This is a genomic window from Pseudomonadota bacterium, from assembly GCA_037200975.1.
Classification (GTDB): Bacteria; Pseudomonadota; Gammaproteobacteria; order Steroidobacterales; family Steroidobacteraceae; genus CADEED01.
This window is the reverse complement of record JBBCGI010000001.1, coordinates 4,282,018-4,298,566: the sequence shown is the minus strand read 5'-3', so window position 1 is coordinate 4,298,566 and position 16,549 is coordinate 4,282,018. Positions and strand designations below refer to the sequence as shown.

15 protein-coding genes are annotated in these 16,549 nt (G+C 66.4%); 7 read left to right on the top strand and 8 right to left on the bottom strand.

Annotated features, from left to right (window positions below; all coding sequences use genetic code 11):
• The first annotated feature begins 41 nt into the window (after window positions 1-41).
• From ubiG to WDO72_19265, 4 genes are read left to right on the top strand one after another with little or no spacing between them, the layout of a single operon-like run.
• The gene (gene ubiG / locus WDO72_19280; protein ID MEJ0087817.1) at window positions 42-791 is read left to right on the top strand and encodes a bifunctional 2-polyprenyl-6-hydroxyphenol methylase/3-demethylubiquinol 3-O-methyltransferase UbiG; all 750 of its coding nucleotides are present in this window, start codon (window positions 42-44) and stop codon (window positions 789-791) included.
• Entirely contained in the window at window positions 788-1,465 is a 678-nt protein-coding gene (locus WDO72_19275; GenBank protein MEJ0087816.1) for an HAD-IA family hydrolase, read from the top strand. Before ubiG ends, WDO72_19275 begins: the two co-directional genes overlap by 4 nt.
• On the top strand, window positions 1,462-2,766 hold the full coding sequence (locus WDO72_19270; GenBank protein MEJ0087815.1) for a DNA recombination protein RmuC: 1,305 nt from the start codon (window positions 1,462-1,464) through the stop codon (window positions 2,764-2,766). Before WDO72_19275 ends, WDO72_19270 begins: the two co-directional genes overlap by 4 nt.
• Window positions 2,763-3,524, top strand: a complete 762-nt coding sequence (locus WDO72_19265; GenBank protein ID MEJ0087814.1) for a YciK family oxidoreductase — start codon at window positions 2,763-2,765, stop codon at window positions 3,522-3,524. Before WDO72_19270 ends, WDO72_19265 begins: the two co-directional genes overlap by 4 nt.
• A gap of 21 nt (window positions 3,525-3,545) precedes the next feature.
• Here WDO72_19265 and WDO72_19260 read toward each other — a convergent pair whose 3' ends face one another.
• The 5 genes from WDO72_19260 to WDO72_19240 form a co-directional block, all read right to left on the bottom strand.
• Entirely contained in the window at window positions 3,546-4,322 is a 777-nt protein-coding gene (locus tag WDO72_19260; protein ID MEJ0087813.1) for a S4 domain-containing protein, read from the bottom strand.
• A 20-nt stretch (window positions 4,323-4,342) separates the two neighbouring features.
• A complete protein-coding gene (gene scpB / locus WDO72_19255; GenBank protein MEJ0087812.1) occupies window positions 4,343-5,110 on the bottom strand; it encodes an SMC-Scp complex subunit ScpB in 768 nt (255 codons plus the stop codon).
• Window positions 5,103-6,059: a ScpA family protein gene (locus WDO72_19250; GenBank protein ID MEJ0087811.1), complete on the bottom strand. Its 957-nt coding sequence runs from the start codon at window positions 6,057-6,059 to the stop codon at window positions 5,103-5,105. The genes scpB and WDO72_19250 overlap by 8 nt, the downstream gene beginning before the upstream one ends.
• Before the next feature lie 119 nt (window positions 6,060-6,178).
• Window positions 6,179-7,393 (bottom strand): tryptophan--tRNA ligase, encoded by a 1,215-nt coding sequence (locus tag WDO72_19245; protein ID MEJ0087810.1) that lies wholly within the window; start codon window positions 7,391-7,393, stop codon window positions 6,179-6,181.
• 83 nt (window positions 7,394-7,476) lie between these two features.
• Entirely contained in the window at window positions 7,477-8,127 is a 651-nt protein-coding gene (locus WDO72_19240) for an L-threonylcarbamoyladenylate synthase (protein ID MEJ0087809.1), read from the bottom strand.
• A 78-nt stretch (window positions 8,128-8,205) separates the two neighbouring features.
• Here WDO72_19240 and WDO72_19235 point away from each other — a divergent pair, with 78 nt between their 5' ends.
• From WDO72_19235 to WDO72_19225, 3 genes are read left to right on the top strand one after another with little or no spacing between them, the layout of a single operon-like run.
• Entirely contained in the window at window positions 8,206-8,769 is a 564-nt protein-coding gene (locus WDO72_19235) for a septation protein IspZ (protein ID MEJ0087808.1), read from the top strand.
• On the top strand, window positions 8,766-9,026 hold the full coding sequence (locus tag WDO72_19230; protein ID MEJ0087807.1) for a BolA family protein: 261 nt from the start codon (window positions 8,766-8,768) through the stop codon (window positions 9,024-9,026). The genes WDO72_19235 and WDO72_19230 overlap by 4 nt, the downstream gene beginning before the upstream one ends.
• A gap of 41 nt (window positions 9,027-9,067) precedes the next feature.
• Window positions 9,068-9,958, top strand: coding sequence for a peptidylprolyl isomerase (locus tag WDO72_19225; GenBank protein MEJ0087806.1), 891 nt, complete (start codon window positions 9,068-9,070; stop codon window positions 9,956-9,958).
• Between the two features lie 23 nt (window positions 9,959-9,981).
• Here WDO72_19225 and ligA read toward each other — a convergent pair whose 3' ends face one another.
• Genes ligA through smc form a run of 3 tightly spaced genes read right to left on the bottom strand, consistent with a single transcriptional unit; the run spans window position 9,982 to window position 16,446 of the window.
• Entirely contained in the window at window positions 9,982-12,009 is a 2,028-nt protein-coding gene (ligA, locus tag WDO72_19220) for an NAD-dependent DNA ligase LigA (GenBank protein ID MEJ0087805.1), read from the bottom strand.
• A gap of 2 nt (window positions 12,010-12,011) precedes the next feature.
• Window positions 12,012-12,932, bottom strand: a complete 921-nt coding sequence (locus WDO72_19215; GenBank protein MEJ0087804.1) for a cell division protein ZipA C-terminal FtsZ-binding domain-containing protein — start codon at window positions 12,930-12,932, stop codon at window positions 12,012-12,014.
• A 10-nt stretch (window positions 12,933-12,942) separates the two neighbouring features.
• Window positions 12,943-16,446 carry a chromosome segregation protein SMC gene (gene smc, locus WDO72_19210; protein ID MEJ0087803.1) on the bottom strand — a complete coding sequence of 1,168 codons (3,504 nt, stop codon included), beginning with the start codon at window positions 16,444-16,446 and terminating at the stop codon, window positions 12,943-12,945.
• Window positions 16,447-16,549 lie beyond the last annotated feature (103 nt).

Here is a 16,549-nt window from a genome sequence, read left to right as displayed (position 1 = left end):
CATACGTTTTCTGTGCTCTCACGTCTATAATTCGCCCCCTCATGAGCAGCCCCCAAACCCCGCAGGATTCGGCCCATCTTTCGGAAAATAGCGATGCCGCCGAAATCGCAAAATTCGAAGCGGGCGCACATCGTTTCTGGGACGTCGATGGCGAGTTCAAACCACTGCACAAGCTCAATCCCGTGCGCGCGCGTTACGTGCAGGAGCGCGCGAAGCTCGCGCAGGCGCGCGCCCTCGACGTGGGTTGCGGCGGCGGATTGTTGTCGGAATCGCTGGCACGCGCGGGCGCGGACGTCACCGCCATCGACCTCGCGCCGACCATGGTGGAAACCGCGCGGCTGCATGCGCTCGATTCGGGTCTCACTATCGACTACCGCGTGCAGTCGGCCGAAATGCTGCTCACTTCGCACGCCGGAAAATTCGACGTCGTCACCTGCATGGAAATGCTGGAGCACGTTCCCGATCCGGCGGCCACCATCGACGTGCTGGCCAGGCTGGTGCGGCCCGGCGGCGACATCTTCCTCTCGACCATCAACCGCAATTTCAAATCCTTCGCGCTGGCCATCGTCGGCGCCGAATACCTCGCTCATCTCGTGCCGCGCGGCACCCACGAATACGAGCGCCTGCTGAAGCCTTCCGAGATCGCCCGCTTCGCGCGCGCCGCGGGGCTCGATGTGTCGGACATCGCCGGGCTCAAATACGATCCGGTGCGCGAGCAGTGTTCCCTCAACCAGGACCCTTCGGTGAATTACCTCATGCACCTGAAGCGCCGGCCCGCGGCCCGCTCATGAAGAGTGTCATCAAGGGCGTGTTGTTCGACCTCGACGGCACATTGCTCGACACCGCGCAGGATTTCACCGAGGCGCTGAACATCGTGCGCGCCGAGGAGAATCTGCCGCCGCTTTCCCACGAAACCGTCCGCTGCCAGGTGTCGCATGGCGGGCATGCGCTCGTCCGCCTGGGTTTCGGAACGCTGCCGCCCGACGCGCACGAAGCGATGCGCATGCGCCTGCTCAATCAGTACCGCCGGCAGCTCGCCAAACACACCGCGCTGTTCGAAGGCGGCGATGAGTTGCTCACCGAGCTCGAACGCCGCGGTTTGCACTGGGGCATCGTCACCAACAAACCGGGCTGGCTCACCGATCCGCTGCTGGTGGAAGTGAAGCTCGATCGCCGCGCGCGCGCCGTCGTCAGCGGCGACACATTGGCGGAACGCAAGCCGCATCCCCTGCCACTGCTGCACGCCGCCCAGACCATGGGCGTCGCTCCGGCCGAATGTGTGTATGTCGGCGACGCCGAGCGCGACATGCAGGCGGCGCAGGCCGCGGGCATGTACGCGGTGGTCGCCGGTTACGGCTACCTCGGCGACGACGACAAGGCCGACGCCTGGTTTTCGCACGGCTGGCTCGATACGCCGCTCGAACTGCTGAGCTGGCTCGACAAACCGCGTAACGGTGCGGCGTGAGCAATGTGTGGATCATCGCGGTGCTGGCAACCATCGCCGCCGCGGTGATCGGTTATCTCGTCGGCACGCTGCGCGCCGCGCGCCATGCCGCGACGATGCGCGGCGAGCTCGAAGCGGCACGTGCGCGCCTGAGCTCGGAAAGCGAGCTGCGCGCGCGCACGGTGGAGCTGTTGGCACAGAGCGAAGCCCAGGTGCGCATCGCGGTGGAAAACGCCTCGCGTATCGCGCTCGACTCAAACAGCGAAACCTTCCTCAAGCTGGCGCGCGAAGTGTTCGGCCGCGACCATGCGGCGGCCGGCGCGGAGCTCGAGAAACGCGAGAAGGCCATCGCGCAGCTGGTCGAACCGATCCGCGCCGCGCTCGCCAAACAGGAAGAACAGGCGCAGGCGCTGGAGCGCGAACGGCGCGAAACCTTCACGGTGATGCGCACACAGATCGAATCGCTGTCGAGCGGCCAGGCCACGTTGAATCGCGAGACGCGCAACCTCGTCACGGCGCTGCGGCGTCCGGAAGTGCGCGGCCGCTGGGGCGAGCTCACGTTGCGTCGCGTGGTGGAGCTCGCCGGGCTTTCGGAACATTGCGATTTCACCGAGCAGGCGCACGTCGATGCCGGCGAGCGCGGTCCATTGCGGCCGGACATGATCGTGCACATGCCCGAAGCGCGCGATCTCGTGGTCGACGCAAAGACGCCGCTCGACGCGTATCTGGAAGCGATCGAAGCGCAGAACGACGAAGCGCGCGGCCTCGCCCTCGCGCGGCATGCGATGCAGGTCGAGCAGCGCGTGCGCGAGCTCGGCCAGAAGAGTTACTGGGAACAGTTCGAACACAGCCCGGAATTCGCGGTGTTGTTCCTTCCGGGCGACCAGTTCCTGTCGGCGGCGCTGGCGGAGCGGCCCGAACTACTCGAAAACGCGCTCAAGCAGAGCATCATCATCGCCACGCCTTCCACGTTGATGGCGCTGCTCAAGGTCGTCGCGTACGGCTGGCGCCAGGCCGCCGTCGCCGAAAACGCCGCCGAGATCCGCGAGCTCGGCCAGGAGCTGCATCGCCGCCTGACTACTTTCGTGAGCCATCTGACCAAGGTCGGCCGCTCGCTGGGTCTGGCGGTCGACGCGTTCAACGCCGCGGTGGGCTCGATGGAACGCAACGTGTTGCCGCAGGCACGCCGCTTCCCTGAGCTCGGCGTGACCGCCGACGCGCCGCTCGCGGCGGTCGAGCCGCTCGAACAATTGGTGCGCATGCCCGCGGCGGCCGCCACCCCCGAACCTCCCGCCATCGAATCCGACGGAACGACGAATTGACGACCACGTTCGACCCGCGCGCGCACCTGCCGGCGCCCGCGGAATTCAAGGGCCGCGCCATCATGGTGACCGGCGCGGGCTCGGGCATCGGGCGCGCCGTGGCGCTGGCACTGGCCACGGCCGGCGCCGAAGTCATCCTGCTGGGCCGCACCGTGCGCAAGCTCGAGGCGGTGCACGCCGAAATCGAAAAACTCGGCGCGCCCGAAGCCAGCATCGTGCCGCTCGATCTCGAACGCGCACTCGCGGCGGACTATGAAGCCGTCGCGGCCGCCATGACCCAGCGTTACGGACGGCTCGACGGGCTGCTGCACAACGCCGCGCTGCTGGGGGCACTCACACCCATCGAACAGTACGACGTGCCGATGTTCATGCGCGTCATGCACGTGAACGTGACCGCCGCCTTCGTGCTGACACAGCACCTGCTGCCGCTGTTGCGCGCCGCGCCGGATGCGTCCGTGTTGTTCACTTCGAGCGGCGTGGGCACACGCGGTCGCGCCTACTGGGGTGCCTACGCCGTGTCGAAGTTCGCGGTCGAAGGACTGACGCAGGTGCTGGCGCAGGAGACCGAAAGCCACACGAACGTGCGCGTGAACATCATCGACCCGGGGAAAGTGCGCACCAGCATGCGGCGCCAGGCCTATCCATCCGAAGCGGCGGAATCGCTGCCGCTGCCGGAAACGTTGACCGCTCCGTATCTCGCCTTGTTGGGACCCGCGAGTCGCGGGATCACCGGACAGAGATTCAACGCGCAGGCCTGAGGCCGGCGCGCGCGGGCCTGCCTACTCTTCCGATTCTGCCCGGGCGGCGCCACTGGTGAGCGCCGCGGTCTGGACTTCGTCGAGCTGCCGGTGCTGGCCGCGGGCCAGATCCTTCTCGAGCTTCAAACTACCCACCGAGATCCGCAGCACGCGGCTCACCAGTGCGCCCTGGCGCTCGAACAGCTGGCGGATATCCTTGCCACTGGCGCCGCGCGCCACGACGGCGTACCAGCGGTTCGAACCCTCGAGGTCCGCCTCGCTGTGTTTGAGGCTGTCGATGATCATGCGTGCCGGACGGTCGAGTTTGCCGCTCTTCACCCCTTCGAGCTGATCGGGGCCCAGCTGCCCTTTGACGCGCACGCTGAATTCGCAGGGCAACTTGTGGATCGCACGCTGCAGCTTCGCGGCGAGCGCACCGTCCGAGGTGACCAGCTCGAGCCCGCCATCGATGCCGGGCATCGGACTCACGGCGATGAAGCGCCGGCCGGCGGCGCGCGGCAGGCGATCGATCAGCGCCGCACGTTCGCCATTGGCTTCGCGCAGCGGATCGCCGGGCGAGCGGTTGAACATGAAGAGGTGGGTGCCATCGGTGGCGCGGGTCTTGACGGCGCGGCCGTCGAGGCGGATGTCATCCGCGTGAGAGACCTTCTGCCCGAGCTCGGCGAGTTTGCCGTTGACGGAAATGCGCCCGGCGCGAATCCATTCTTCGATGGCCCGGCGGGAACCCACGCCCCGCTGCGCGAGATATTTTTGCAGGCGCTCGGCGATGCCGGCCTGCGTCGTGTGCGGACGCGCCATGGTGCTGCCCGCCGGCCGGACTAACTTTCGTCGGACGGCGGCGCCGCCACGAGACCCGCGGCGCCGTTGCCGGGCGCGGACAATTCTTCGTCGTCGCCATCGTCGTCCGAAGACGCTTCCCTGGCAGGCTCGTCCGAACCTTCATCGACCACCGGCACGACGGCGACCTCGCCGGAATCGACGTGTTCTGCCACCAGCGTGTCGCCGCTCTCCGACGTGCCCTCGCCCGACACGGGCAACGGCAATTGCAGGTTGAGCTCCGTGAGCGACTTGAGATCGGCCAGCGGTGGCAGGTCCTCGATGGATTTCAACGAGAAGTAGTCGAGGAACTCGGTGGTGGTGCCCAACAACTCCGGATGGCCGGGGACGTCTCGGTGCCCCACGACGCGCACCCAGTTGCGCTCCATGAGCGTCTTGACGATTTCAGGATTCACGGCGACGCCGCGCACGTTCTCGATCTCGGCGCGCGTGATCGGCTGCCGGTACGCGATCAGCGCGATGGTTTCGAGCAGCGCACGCGAATACTTGCGCGGCCGGTCGGGCCACAGGCGCGACACTTCGTGCGCGAACTCCGTGCGCACCTGGAAACGGAAGCCGGTGGCGGTTTCCTTGATGGTGACTCCGTGGCCCTCGTAGTCGGCGGTGACCGCCTCGAGGATGGCGCGCATTTCCTTGGCCGTCGGGCGTGAGGATTCGTCGAAAATCTGCAGCAGTTCGGCCACGGACACGGGACGCGCCGCGGCCAGCAGCGCCGCTTCGACCACATTCTTGATGTATGCATCACTCATGCGTTTCTCCGTCCTTTGCATCGTCTGCTTCTTCGATGTCCGTATCGTTCGCGGCCACCGCGTCTTCCATGACCGCTTCGCCGGCGGTGATGTCGGGCTCATCGTCGATGACGGTGACACTATCCACTGCGTCGCCATCCCCCGAATCGTTGTCGACCGCGAGCCGCAGGCCGCGGCTGCCCTCGGCCTTGCGCACGTGCAGCGGCGCGTACGCCTCGGTCTGCACGATGTCGATCAGGCCTTCGCGCACCAGCTCGAGAATCGCCACGAAGGTGACCGTGACACCCATGCGGCCCTCTTCCGGCCGGAACATGTGCACGAACTCGACGAAGCTGGCGCGTTCGAGGGACGCGAGAATATCAGACATGCGCACGCGCACCGACAGCCGCTCGCGCTGCACGTGGTGGTGCGCGAACATCTCGGAACGCTGCACGACGTCGCGGAACGCCAACAGCATCTCCTGCATCGCGATCTGCGGCAGCGGCCGCGCGGATTTGCGCTCGCCGAGCTCGGCGGTCGCCACCCAGGTGTCGCGGTCCATGCGCGGGATGCGATCGATGCTTTCCGCCGCGGTCTTGAAACGCTCGTATTCCTGCAGCCGGCGCACGAGGTCGGCGCGCGGATCGCTCTCCTCGCCCGCGTTCGGATCCACGGCGCGCGGCAGCAACATGCGCGATTTGATTTCGGCCAGCGTCGCGGCCATCACGAGATATTCACCGGCCAGCTCGAGCTGCATGTCGGCCATGAGGCCGATGTACTCCATGTACTGCTTGGTGATGTCGGCGATCGGAATGTCGAGGATGTCGAGGTTCTGCCGCCGGATCATGTACAGCAGCAGGTCGAGCGGACCTTCGAACGCGTCGAGGAACACTTCGAGCGCCTGCGGCGGGATGTACAGATCCTTCGGCAGCTGCGTGATCGGCTCGCCATTGACCAACGCGAAAGGCATTTCCACTTGTTCGGGCGCTCCTGCGAGCTTGTCGGCAACGGCGTCGTCGCCAACTCTGTCAGACACGGTGTTCACGACCAGGTGCAGATCGGGCTTGGCGGCTTTCTTGGACATGGGCCTCAATCTACTCGCAGATTCATCGCGCGACGAACATCGTCGAGCGTGGCGCGCGCCGCTTCGCGCGCCTTCTCCGCACCCTCGGCGACGATGTTGCGCACGAGTTCCGGATTTTCTTCATATTCCTGCGCGCGTTTGCGGATGCCGCCGATCTCCTCGACCACTTTGTCGATGAGCGGCTTCTTGCACTCGAGGCAGCCGATGCCGGCGGTGCGGCAGCCGTTCGCCGCCCAGATGCGCGTCTCTTCGCTGGAATAGATCCTGTGCAGGTCGAACACCGGGCAGATGTCGGGATTGCCCGGGTCGGTGCGGCGCACGCGCGCCGGATCGGTCTGCATCTGCTTGAGCTTCTTCGCGACCTCGTCCGGATCTTCGCGCAGGCCGATGGTGTTGCCGTAGGACTTCGACATCTTGCGGCCGTCGAGGCCGGGCACCTTCGGCGTCGCCGTCAGCAATACGTGTGGCTCGGGCAGGATGCTGACGCTGCCGCCTTCGAGGTAACCCAGCAGTCGTTCGCGATCGGCCACGGTCAGGCGGGTGTTGCCGGTGACCGTTTCGCGCGCTTTTTCCAGCGCGAGCTGGTCACCGCTTTCCTGGAATTTCTTGCGCAGCTGCTTGTACATCGTGCTGTTGCGGCCGCCGAGCAGCTTGATCGCCTTTTCGGCCTTGGCTTCGAAATCCGGCTCGCGGCCGTACAGATGATTGAAGCGGCGCGCGACTTCGCGGGTGATCTCCACGTGCGCCACCTGGTCTTCGCCCACCGGCACGAACGCGGGGCGGTACAGCAGGATGTCGGCGGTCTGTAACAACGGGTAGCCCAGGAAACCGTACGTGGCGAGATCCTTTTCCTTGAGCTCGGCCTGCTGGTCCTTGTAGCTCGGCACGCGCTCGAGCCAGCCGAGCGGCGTGATCATCGACAACAGCAGATGCAGCTCCGCGTGTTCGGGCACTTGCGACTGGATGAACAGCGTCGACACACCGGGATTGAGACCTGCCGCCAGCCAGTCGATGAGCATCTCGTGGATGAATTTCGGCAGCTGCTTGGTGTCTTCATAGCCAGTGGTCAGCGCATGCCAGTCGGCGACGAAGAAATAACACTCGTACTGGTACTGCAGGTCGACCCAGTTCTTGAGCGCGCCATGATAGTTGCCAAGATGCAACTGACCCGTCGGCCGCATTCCGGAAAGAACTCTTTTGGCTTGCGGGTGGCTGCTCACGGGAAGCGCGGATTATACGGTGGTGCCGGGGTGCAATTCTCGTAATTGAGCAAGCGTCGACACAAGCGCCAACGCCGACTCAATTACGAGAATTGCACCCCGGCACCACTTGAGAGGCCCAGCAATTCCAGCGATCCGCGACCAATCCGTGTCACGGTGGGCGGCGTCACGGCGAGATCCACGACGGTGGTCGGTTCGATGCCGCAATGCCCGCCGTCGAGCACACAATCCACTTGATGCTCGAGGCGGTTTCTGATCTCCCGGCCATCGGTCAAGGGCAGCTCGTCGCCGGGCAACAGCAGCGTCGAACTCATGATGGGTTCACCGAGTTCGGCCAGCAGCAGGCGTGGCACTTCGTGGTCCGGCACCCGGATGCCGATGGTGCGGCGTTTGTCGTGCTGCAGCCGGCGCGGGGTCTCCTTCGTGGCCGGCAGCAGGAACGTGTACGGGCCCGGCGTCGCCGCCTTCAGCATGCGGAACTGCCAGGTCTCGACCTTGGCGTATTTGGCGATCTCCGCCAGGTCGCGGCACACCAGCGTGAAGTGGTGATGACGATCCGCCTCGCGGATACGCCGGATCCGATCGAGCGCGTCCTTGTCACCGATGTGGCAACCGAGCGCGTAGCAGGAATCGGTCGGATAGACGATGAGGCCCCCGCCACGCACGATTTCCGCCGCGCGCCGGATCAGGCGCACCTGCGGATTTTCGGGATGTAGCTCGAAGTACTGGCTCACGGTTTGGGCCGGCGCACGCAGGACACGGCGGCGCGTGGGGCCGTTATCATACGCGCCCGCTCAGCCTCGCCGCCCCGCATGCAGCAGATCATCGAGTACGTTCCCTGGGTCGTCTTCGGCCTCACCTACAAATTCGGCGGCGGACTTTACCCCGCCACCGCCGCCCTGATGGCATCGATGGCGCTGCTGCTGGTCTACGACTGGCTGACCACGCGCAAGGTGCGGCAGATGCACCTCATCCTGGCCGTGCTGGTCTGGGTATTCGGCGCCGCCACGCTGATCCTGCACGACGTGCGCTTCCTGCAATGGAAAGCCTCGGTGTTCTACTGGATTGCCGGCGCGGTGCTGGCAGGCTCGGCCTTCATCGGCAAGAAAACCCTGCTCGAACGGCTGCTCGGCAAGAGCCTGCCGGAAGGCGTCACGCTGCCCGCGAGCGACTGGCGCGTGGGCTCCGTCGTCATGGGTGTGTTCTATCTGCTGCTCGGCGTGGTCAACATCTGGATCGCGCTCAACCGCAGCGAGAGCGACTGGGTCACGTTCAAGGTGTGGATCGCGGGCCCCCTCGGCATCGTGCTCGCGCTCGGCGTCATCCTGTGGCTGTTCCGAAATCTGATCTTCACCAAGGACGAGACGGCGCCATGACCGCCGCGCGCGTCGAAAAGCTGCGCGCTGCGCTCGAGGCCGCGCTGCATCCGGCACAGCTCGAGATCCGCGATGACAGCGCCCGGCATGCCGGCCACGCCGGCGCGCGCGAGGGTGGCCATTTCCACGTCACCATCACCTCGGCCGCCTTCCAGGGCGTGCCGGCTGTTGAAAGACATCGGATGGTCTATGCTGCCGCCGCCGAATTGATGGGCCGCGACATCCACGCGTTGTCGATCGACGCGCGCACGCCATAAGTCCCAGGTTAAACAAACTCTTCAACTGCTTGAGAGATCAAATGAAAGTTACTCGCCTTCTGGGCTTGGGCGTGGTGCTCGCGCTCAGCGCCTGCTCCAAGACCACCACGGACAAACCCGCGGATGCGGCCGCCGCACCTGCCAAGCCGCCGCTCGTCACCGTGAACGGCAAACCCATCAGCAACCAGCTGTTCGAAGACTACGCACTGGCCGTGGCGCGCAAGCCCGCGAGCGAGCTGTCGCAGGAAGATCGCGACCAGATCAAGGAGAACCTGGTGCGCATCGCCCTGATTGCCGACCAGGCGGAAAAGGATGGCCTGACCAAGGACCCCGAAGTCGCCACGCGCCTCGAGTTGTCGCGCCTGAACCTGCTGCAGCAGGCCTCCGCGCAGAAATACCTGAAGGACCGCACGCCGACCGACCAGGAACTGCGCGCCGAGTTCGAAGCGCAGGTCGCCGCGACGCCGCTGATCGAATACCACGCGCGCCACATCCTGGTGAGCAGCGCGGACATCGCGCAGAAAGTCATCGACCAGCTCAAGGGCGGCGCCGATTTCGGCAACCTCGCCAAGCGCGTCTCGGCGGACAAGGGTTCGGCCGCCAAGGGCGGCGACCTCGACTGGTTCAGCCCCGCGGCGATGGACAAGACCTTTTCCGATTCGCTGGCGCTGCTCAAGAACGGGGAATACACCAAGACTCCGGTGCAGACGCAGTACGGCTTTCACGTGATCCAGCTGCTCGGCACGCGTGACCGCACGCCGCCGGCGTTCGAGGACGTCAAGGACCGCCTGACCCAGATCATCATGGCGAAGAAGTTCAAGGCGTATTCGGACGAGATGATCAAGACCGCCAAGATCGATCCGCCGTTGGCCGGCACGCCGGCCGCGGCACCGGCCGCCGCTCCCGCGGCGCCCGCGCCCGAGAAGAAATAGTCGTCAGCGAAGGCCGCCGGACCTCAAGCGGGGTCCGGCGGCTTTTTCGTTTTCAGGATCTGCGCAAGCGTGGCTTCGTCGAGCACGCGCACGCCGAGCGATTGCGCCTTGGCGAGTTTCGAACCCGCATCCGCGCCGGCGACCAGGAAGCTGGTCTTCTTCGACACGCTGCCTGAAACCCTGGCGCCGATTTCGCGCAGTGCATCTTCGGCGGCGTCGCGTTGCATGCCCGCGAGCGTGCCGGTGATGACGAACGTCAATCCCGCGAGCGGCAGAGTGGCGCGCTCCTCGACCTTGATCGGTTCGTACATCACGCGGGTCTTCAGCCGCGCGAGCACGGTCTTCGCCAGTTCGCTCTGGAAGAAGTCGAACACTGCGCGCGACACGATCGGGCCGACATCGGGCGTCTGCTCTATCTGTTCCGCCGTGGCCGCCTCGATCTTCTCGAGCGAACCGAACTCCTGCGCCAGCGCCAGCGCCGTCGATTCGCCGACCTGCGGAATGCCGAGCGCGAACAGCAGGCGTGGCAGCGTGGTCTGGCGGCTTTTCTCGATCGCGTCGACCACGTTCTGCGCGGATTTTTCGCCCATGCGCTCGCGTTCGGCCAGCGACTTCGCGTCGAGCTCGTAGAGATCCGCGGGTGTGCTCACCGAGCCGTCGTTCACCAGCTGCTCGATGAGTTTTTCGCCGAGACCTTCGATGTCCATGGCGCGGCGCCCCGCGAAATGCATGAGCCACTGGCTGCGTTGAGCCGGGCACTTGAATACGCCGCCGGTGCATTTGTAGACGGCCTGGTCTTCTTCGCGCACGACCGGCGAACCGCACACCGGGCATGACGCCGGCATGACGATGGGTTTCGCATCGGCGGGCCGCCGCTCCGGCAGATAACGCACCACTTCCGGGATCACATCCCCGGCGCGCCGCACCACCACGGTATCGCCGATCATGAAACCCTTGCGCGCGACTTCGTCCATGTTGTGCAGCGTCGCGTTGCTGACCGTGACGCCGCCGACGAACACCGGCTTGAGTTTCGCGGCGGGCGTCAGCGCGCCGGTGCGCCCGACGTTGAAGATGACGTCTTCGAGCAGCGTCAGCTCCTCGTCGGCCGGAAACTTGTGCGCCAGCGCCCAGCGCGGCGCCCGCGACACGAAACCGAGCTTCGCCTGGTCGGCGCGGCTATCTACCTTGTAGACCACGCCGTCGATCTGGTACGGCAGCTTGGCGCGCCGCGCACCGATGTCGCGGTAATACTCGAGGCAGCCTTCGACTCCCAGGACCTTGCGCCCTTCTCTGCTGGTGCGCAGACCCATCGCGTTGAGCCAGGGCGCCAGTTCGCTGTGGCGCTCGGGGACGGCGCCGCCTTCCACCTGGCCGAGCTCGTAGAAGTTGAGATCGAGCGGGCGCTGCGCCGTGATTGCCGGATCGAGCTGGCGCAGGCTGCCGGCCGCCGCGTTGCGCGGATTCACATACGGCTTGCCGCCGCGCGCCGCGGCATCCTGATTCATCTTCTCGAACCCGGCGTACGGCAGGAACACTTCACCGCGCAGTTCCAGCACCGCCGGTGGATCGCCGCGCAGCCGCCGCGGCACCGAGCGGATCGTCGCGACGTTCGCGGTGACGTCCTCGCCCGTCACGCCATCGCCGCGCGTAGCCGCGCGTGTGTACACGCCGTCGCGGTACAGCACCGAGATGGCGAGGCCGTCGAGTTTCGGCGTGGCGGAATAGTCGATCGGCCCTTCCCGGCCCAGACGCTCGCGCACCTTGCGGTCGAAATCCGCCAGGTCTTCATCGGTGAAGCCGTTCTCGAGCGACAGCATCGGCACGGCGTGGGTGACTTCGCCGAACTGCGCGGCCGCCGCGCCCGACACCCGCTGCGTGGGCGAATCCGGCGTGACCAGCTGCGGATGCGCGGCCTCGAGGTCGCGCAGTTCCTTCATCAGCCGGTCGTATTCGGCATCGGGAACCGCCGGCTCGTCGAGCACGTAGTAGCGGTGATCGTGGAGATTGATCTCGTCGCGCAACTGCGCGATGCGCTGCGCGGCGCCGGCCATGGTCAGCTTTCGCCGGCGGCGCGCGCGGTCGGTGAAGCTTCGAGCGATTGCCGCAACCGGGCGACGCGTTGCGCGGTGAGTTCTTCGCCGTGCTGATCGGTGAGCGTGCCATCGAGCCGCTCGGCGAGTTGCCGCGCGGCGTGCACCAGCTCGTCGAAGGTCTCACGCTCGGGCAGCGGACCGGGCAACACGGCAAACATGTTGAGCCCGGAGAAACGCTGCGAATCCATGATCGAAGGATCGAACGTGCCGGGTTGCGCGAGTGCCGCGGCGCTCACGATCACGCGGCCCTGGGTGTCCGGCAGGTGGTAGATGTCGAGCGGGCCGTGCCAGAAGCCCGCGGCGTTGAAAGCCTGGCGCAAGGTCCGCCCCGCGAAACGCGGCTCGGTGCGCGGCATCACGCGCAATGTGACGATGCGGCGCTCGGCTTCGCTCGGCCACGCCAGCACCAGCTGCGGACCGAGCACGGGTTGTTCTTCGAATACACGCACCGCTGAAATGTCGGTGCCCGCGCCGATCCGCGCGTCGATACCTTCGCCGGTCGCAGCGGTGCCGTTGGAATCGCCGATGTAGGGCTCTTCGCGCGTCCGCCGCTCGGGGATGAACGGCGTCGACTGGTGCGACACATCCACCGCGACCTCATCGGAAATCGAAATCCCGAGGGCACGACGCGTTCCGGTCGAAGTCGTACTCGCGAGCTCGATCACGGGCAGGGAATCCGACGCCGCGACACGCGCGTCGCGAACCACATTGAGATCCGGCAGCGGCACCGCGCGGGCGGGCGCACTATCGCCCTGCGAATCGTCGCGCTGCGACGTGGCGGCGAACGGTCGCGAACCGCGTTGCCGCCACCACTCGAACCCCGCCAACCCGGCGAGAAACAACACGCCGGCGACGAGAAGGATGATGCGCAGCTCGGGCATGCGTTTCGCCTTAGCCGGTCGCCATGCGCACCGCCTCGTCGACATCGACGGACACGAGGCGCGAGCAACCGGGCTCCGTCATCGTGACGCCGATCAACTGGGAGGCCAGTTCCATGGTCGTCTTGTTGTGCGTGATGAAGATGAACTGCACGCGGTCCGACATGAGCTTCACGATGTCGCAGAAGCGGCCGACGTTGTGTTCGTCGAGCGGCGCGTCCACTTCGTCGAGGATGCAGAACGGCGCGGGGTTCAGATCGAAGATGGAGAACACCAGCGCGACGGCGGTCAGCGCCTTCTCGCCGCCCGACAGCTGGTGGATGCTGCTGTTGCGCTTGCCGGGCGGACGCGCCATGACGGCGACGCCGGCCTCGAGGATGTCTTCGCCCACGATCTCGAGATAGGCGTGGCCGCCGCCGAACAGCTTGGGGAATTTGTCCTTCAGGCCGTCGTTGATGCGATTGAAGGTGTCTTCGAAGCGCGTGCGGGTTTCCTTGTCGATCTTGCGCATCGCCTCTTCGAGCGTGGTCAGCGCGGCGGTGACGTCGGCGAACTGGCGATCGAGGTATTCCTTGCGCTCGCTCGATTCCTTGAGCTCGTCGATGGCCGCGAGGTTGACCTGGCCCAGCTTCTCGAGATCGGCGCGCGCCGTGCCCAGGGTTTCTTCCCAGGCCGCGACGGCCGCGTCGGCGGCGAGACCGGCGAGGATCTCGGCGAGCTCGAAGCGCGTGGCCGCGAACTGCTCGACGATGCCTTCACGGCGCACGCGCGATTCCTGCGCCTGCAGGCGCGCCTGCTCCATGGCCTCGCGCGCGGCATTGACGCGGGTTTCGGCGTCGAGGCGTTTCTCGTCGAGCGCGCGCAGCGAACCGTCGGCCTCTTCGAGCGCACGCCGTTCGGTAGATAGTTCGGCTTCGATCTCGAGCCGGCGCGCCAGGAAATCCTTGAGTTTGCCTTCGAGCTCGACGATCGGCAGATCGCCACCGGCGAGGGTGGCTTCAAGCTCCGTGCTGCGCGCCTGGGTCTGCGCGCGCTGGTCGGCCATGCGCTTCAAGCCGACGCCCATGGAATTCTCGCTGGAACGACGCGATTCGATTCGCACCAGCAGGTCGCGGCTGGCGAGTTGCGCCGTCTGCGAGCGGCCCCGGGCCGCCTGCACTTCTTCGCGCCGCTCCTCGCGTTCGCCCTCGAGTGCGGCGCGGCGTGAATCGAGCGCGTCGAGCGCCACCAGGCCGCGATCGAGTTCGGCGCGCGCACGCTGCAGCGCGTCCTGGCCGAGATCGACTTCGCGTGTCACTTCCGCCGCCTCTTCTTCGAGGCGTTCGCGGCGGACGGTGGACTCCTGCGAACGCGCGCGTTCACCTTCGAGCTGGCCGAGCAGGTCCGCGTGTTCGCGGTGCGCACCCTGGATGCGGCTCTGCGCCGCGTCGCGCTCGCGCTCGGCAGCCGACAGCTGCTCGCGGCACGCGGCCAGCGCCGCTTCCATCTCCCGCGTGTTCTCTTCGCTGCGCGCCAGATCGACGCGCAGGGTCTTCATGCGTTGTTCGCGCTCGAGCACGCCCGAGTGCGGGTCGCCGCCGCGATTGACGCGCAGCCAGTCGCGGCCTATCCACTCGCCCGAGCGCGTGATGACCGACTCGTCGTGCGAGAGCTCGCGCCGGAGGCGCAGCGCATCGGGCAGCGTCTCCGCCAGGCGCACGCGCGACAGCAGGCGCACGATTGCGGACGGGCCGCCGACCACGCCCGACAACATGCCCGCGGCGCCGTCGGCCTCGACCTGCCCGCCGGCCTGCAGCAACGAAACGCGTCCGACCGGCAGGCTGGACAACACATCGGCGAGGTCATCGAGTTCGTTGACGCACAGCGCTTCCAGATAGTCGCCGAGCGCGGTTTCCACGGCGCGTTCCCACCCGCCCTGCACCGACAGCTGGGCAGCGAGGCGCGGTTGTTTGTCGAGACCCGAGCTAGCCAGCCATTCCGCGGTGCGTGAATCGCCACGGCCCAAGGCAGCCTTCTGGAGCGCCTCGAGCGAGACGACCTCGGCTCGCCGGCGTTCGCGGTCGTTGCGCGCGTGTTCGAGCTTTCCTTCCGCATCGAATTGCGCCGCGCGCAGCTTCTGCGATTGATCGAGGGCCGCGGTCAAGGCGCGCGACAGTTCGTCGGCACCACTGCGCGCCAGCGATTCCTTCTCCGCAAGCTGTCCCAGCAGGGCCGAGGACTCCTGCGCCATCAGCGCTTCGCGCTCGACGGCGAGGCGGTCGGCCTGACTCGCGAGGCGGCGCAGCTGATTCTCCAGCTGCTCGATGCGCGCGCGCTCGACCTGCGTGGTCTGGTGCGCCGCGCCCTGCTCGCGATTGAAACCTTCCCAGCGCTGCTGCCAGTCGGCGAGCTGCTGCTCGGCGGTACCGAGCGCCTCGGTCAATGTGCCTTCGGCCGACTGCGCCTGCGCCAGATCCGGCGTGAGCTTCTCGATCTCCGAACGCAGCTGCGCGATTTCGCGCTCGTCGCGGTCGATGTGGGAGTTGAGCTCGGCCAGCGTCGCACGCGCCTGCGCCAATTCGTTGCGCTGCTGCTCGCGCAGCTCGCGCGTGTGGGCGATGGAGCTTTCGGTGCGGCTGATCTCCGCGCCGATTTCGTAGTAGCGGCCCTGCACCGAGCTCACGCGTTCGGACTGCTCGGTCTGGTAGACACGCTGCGTCTCGATGGCAGCTTCTGCGGCGCGCTGGTCGGCCAGCGCCTGCTGCATCGTCAGCTCGCATTCGCGCACCGCGCTGTCCTGCACTTCGGCGCCCGAATCGATTTCGCGCAGCCGCAGGGCCAGTAGTTCGGCGGTCAGCCGGCGTTCGGTTTCCTTCAGCACCTGGTAGCGGCGCGCGGTCGCGGCCTGGCGCTGCAGGTGGCGGATCTGCTTGTCCACTTCGTCACGCACGTCCTGCAGGCGCTCGAGGTTTTCGCGTGTGTCTGAGATGCGCGCCTCAGTCTCCTTGCGGCGCTCCTTGTAACGCGAGATGCCCGCGGCCTCTTCGACGAAGGCGCGCATGTCATCGGCCTTGGCCTCGATGACGCGCGAGATCATGCCCTGCTCGATGATGGCGTAGCTGCGGCTGCCGAGACCGGTGCCCAGGAACAGCTGCGTGATGTCCTTGCGGCGGCAACGCGCGCCGTTGAGGAAGTAGTTCGACGTGCCGTCGCGCATCACCTGGCGGCGCAACGAGACTTCCGCATAATCCGCGTAGGGGCCGGAGATCTTGCCGTCGCTGTTGTCGAACACCAGCTCGACCGACGCCGTGCCGACCGGCTTGCGCGACGCAGAGCCGTTGAAGATGACGTCGATCATCGAATCGCCGCGCAGGTGTTTCGCGGACAATTCACCCATGACCCAGCGCACGGCGTCGATGATGTTCGACTTGCCGCATCCGTTCGGCCCGACGACACCGGTCAGATTGCTCGGGAAACCGACCGAGGTCGGGTCCGCGAATGACTTGAAGCCGGCTACTTTGATCTTGGTCAGGCGCATCTATGATTCCGGGTTGCCGCGTGCGGATGAATTGGCGCCGTAGTGTAAAGTAACTGCAACTTTTTTCAGGCCGCGTTCTCGGTAAAAACCCGCGGCGACAAAT

Excerpts from the sequence above, each read along its gene's own strand:
- ubiG (MEJ0087817.1), top strand. The coding sequence starts at position 42 with ATGAGCAGCCCCCAAACCCCGCAGGATTCGGCCCATCTTTCGGAAAAT.
- WDO72_19275 (MEJ0087816.1), top strand. The coding sequence starts at position 788 with ATGAAGAGTGTCATCAAGGGCGTGTTGTTCGACCTCGACGGCACATTG.
- WDO72_19260 (MEJ0087813.1), bottom strand. The coding sequence starts at position 4,322 with ATGGCGCGTCCGCACACGACGCAGGCCGGCATCGCCGAGCGCCTGCAA.
- scpB (MEJ0087812.1), bottom strand. The coding sequence starts at position 5,110 with ATGAGTGATGCATACATCAAGAATGTGGTCGAAGCGGCGCTGCTGGCC.
- WDO72_19250 (MEJ0087811.1), bottom strand. The coding sequence starts at position 6,059 with ATGCCTTTCGCGTTGGTCAATGGCGAGCCGATCACGCAGCTGCCGAAG.
- WDO72_19235 (MEJ0087808.1), top strand. The coding sequence starts at position 8,206 with ATGCAGCAGATCATCGAGTACGTTCCCTGGGTCGTCTTCGGCCTCACC.
- WDO72_19230 (MEJ0087807.1), top strand. The coding sequence starts at position 8,766 with ATGACCGCCGCGCGCGTCGAAAAGCTGCGCGCTGCGCTCGAGGCCGCG.
- WDO72_19225 (MEJ0087806.1), top strand. The coding sequence starts at position 9,068 with ATGAAAGTTACTCGCCTTCTGGGCTTGGGCGTGGTGCTCGCGCTCAGC.
- ligA (MEJ0087805.1), bottom strand. The coding sequence starts at position 12,009 with ATGGCCGGCGCCGCGCAGCGCATCGCGCAGTTGCGCGACGAGATCAAT.
- WDO72_19215 (MEJ0087804.1), bottom strand. The coding sequence starts at position 12,932 with ATGCCCGAGCTGCGCATCATCCTTCTCGTCGCCGGCGTGTTGTTTCTC.
- smc (MEJ0087803.1), bottom strand. The coding sequence starts at position 16,446 with ATGCGCCTGACCAAGATCAAAGTAGCCGGCTTCAAGTCATTCGCGGAC.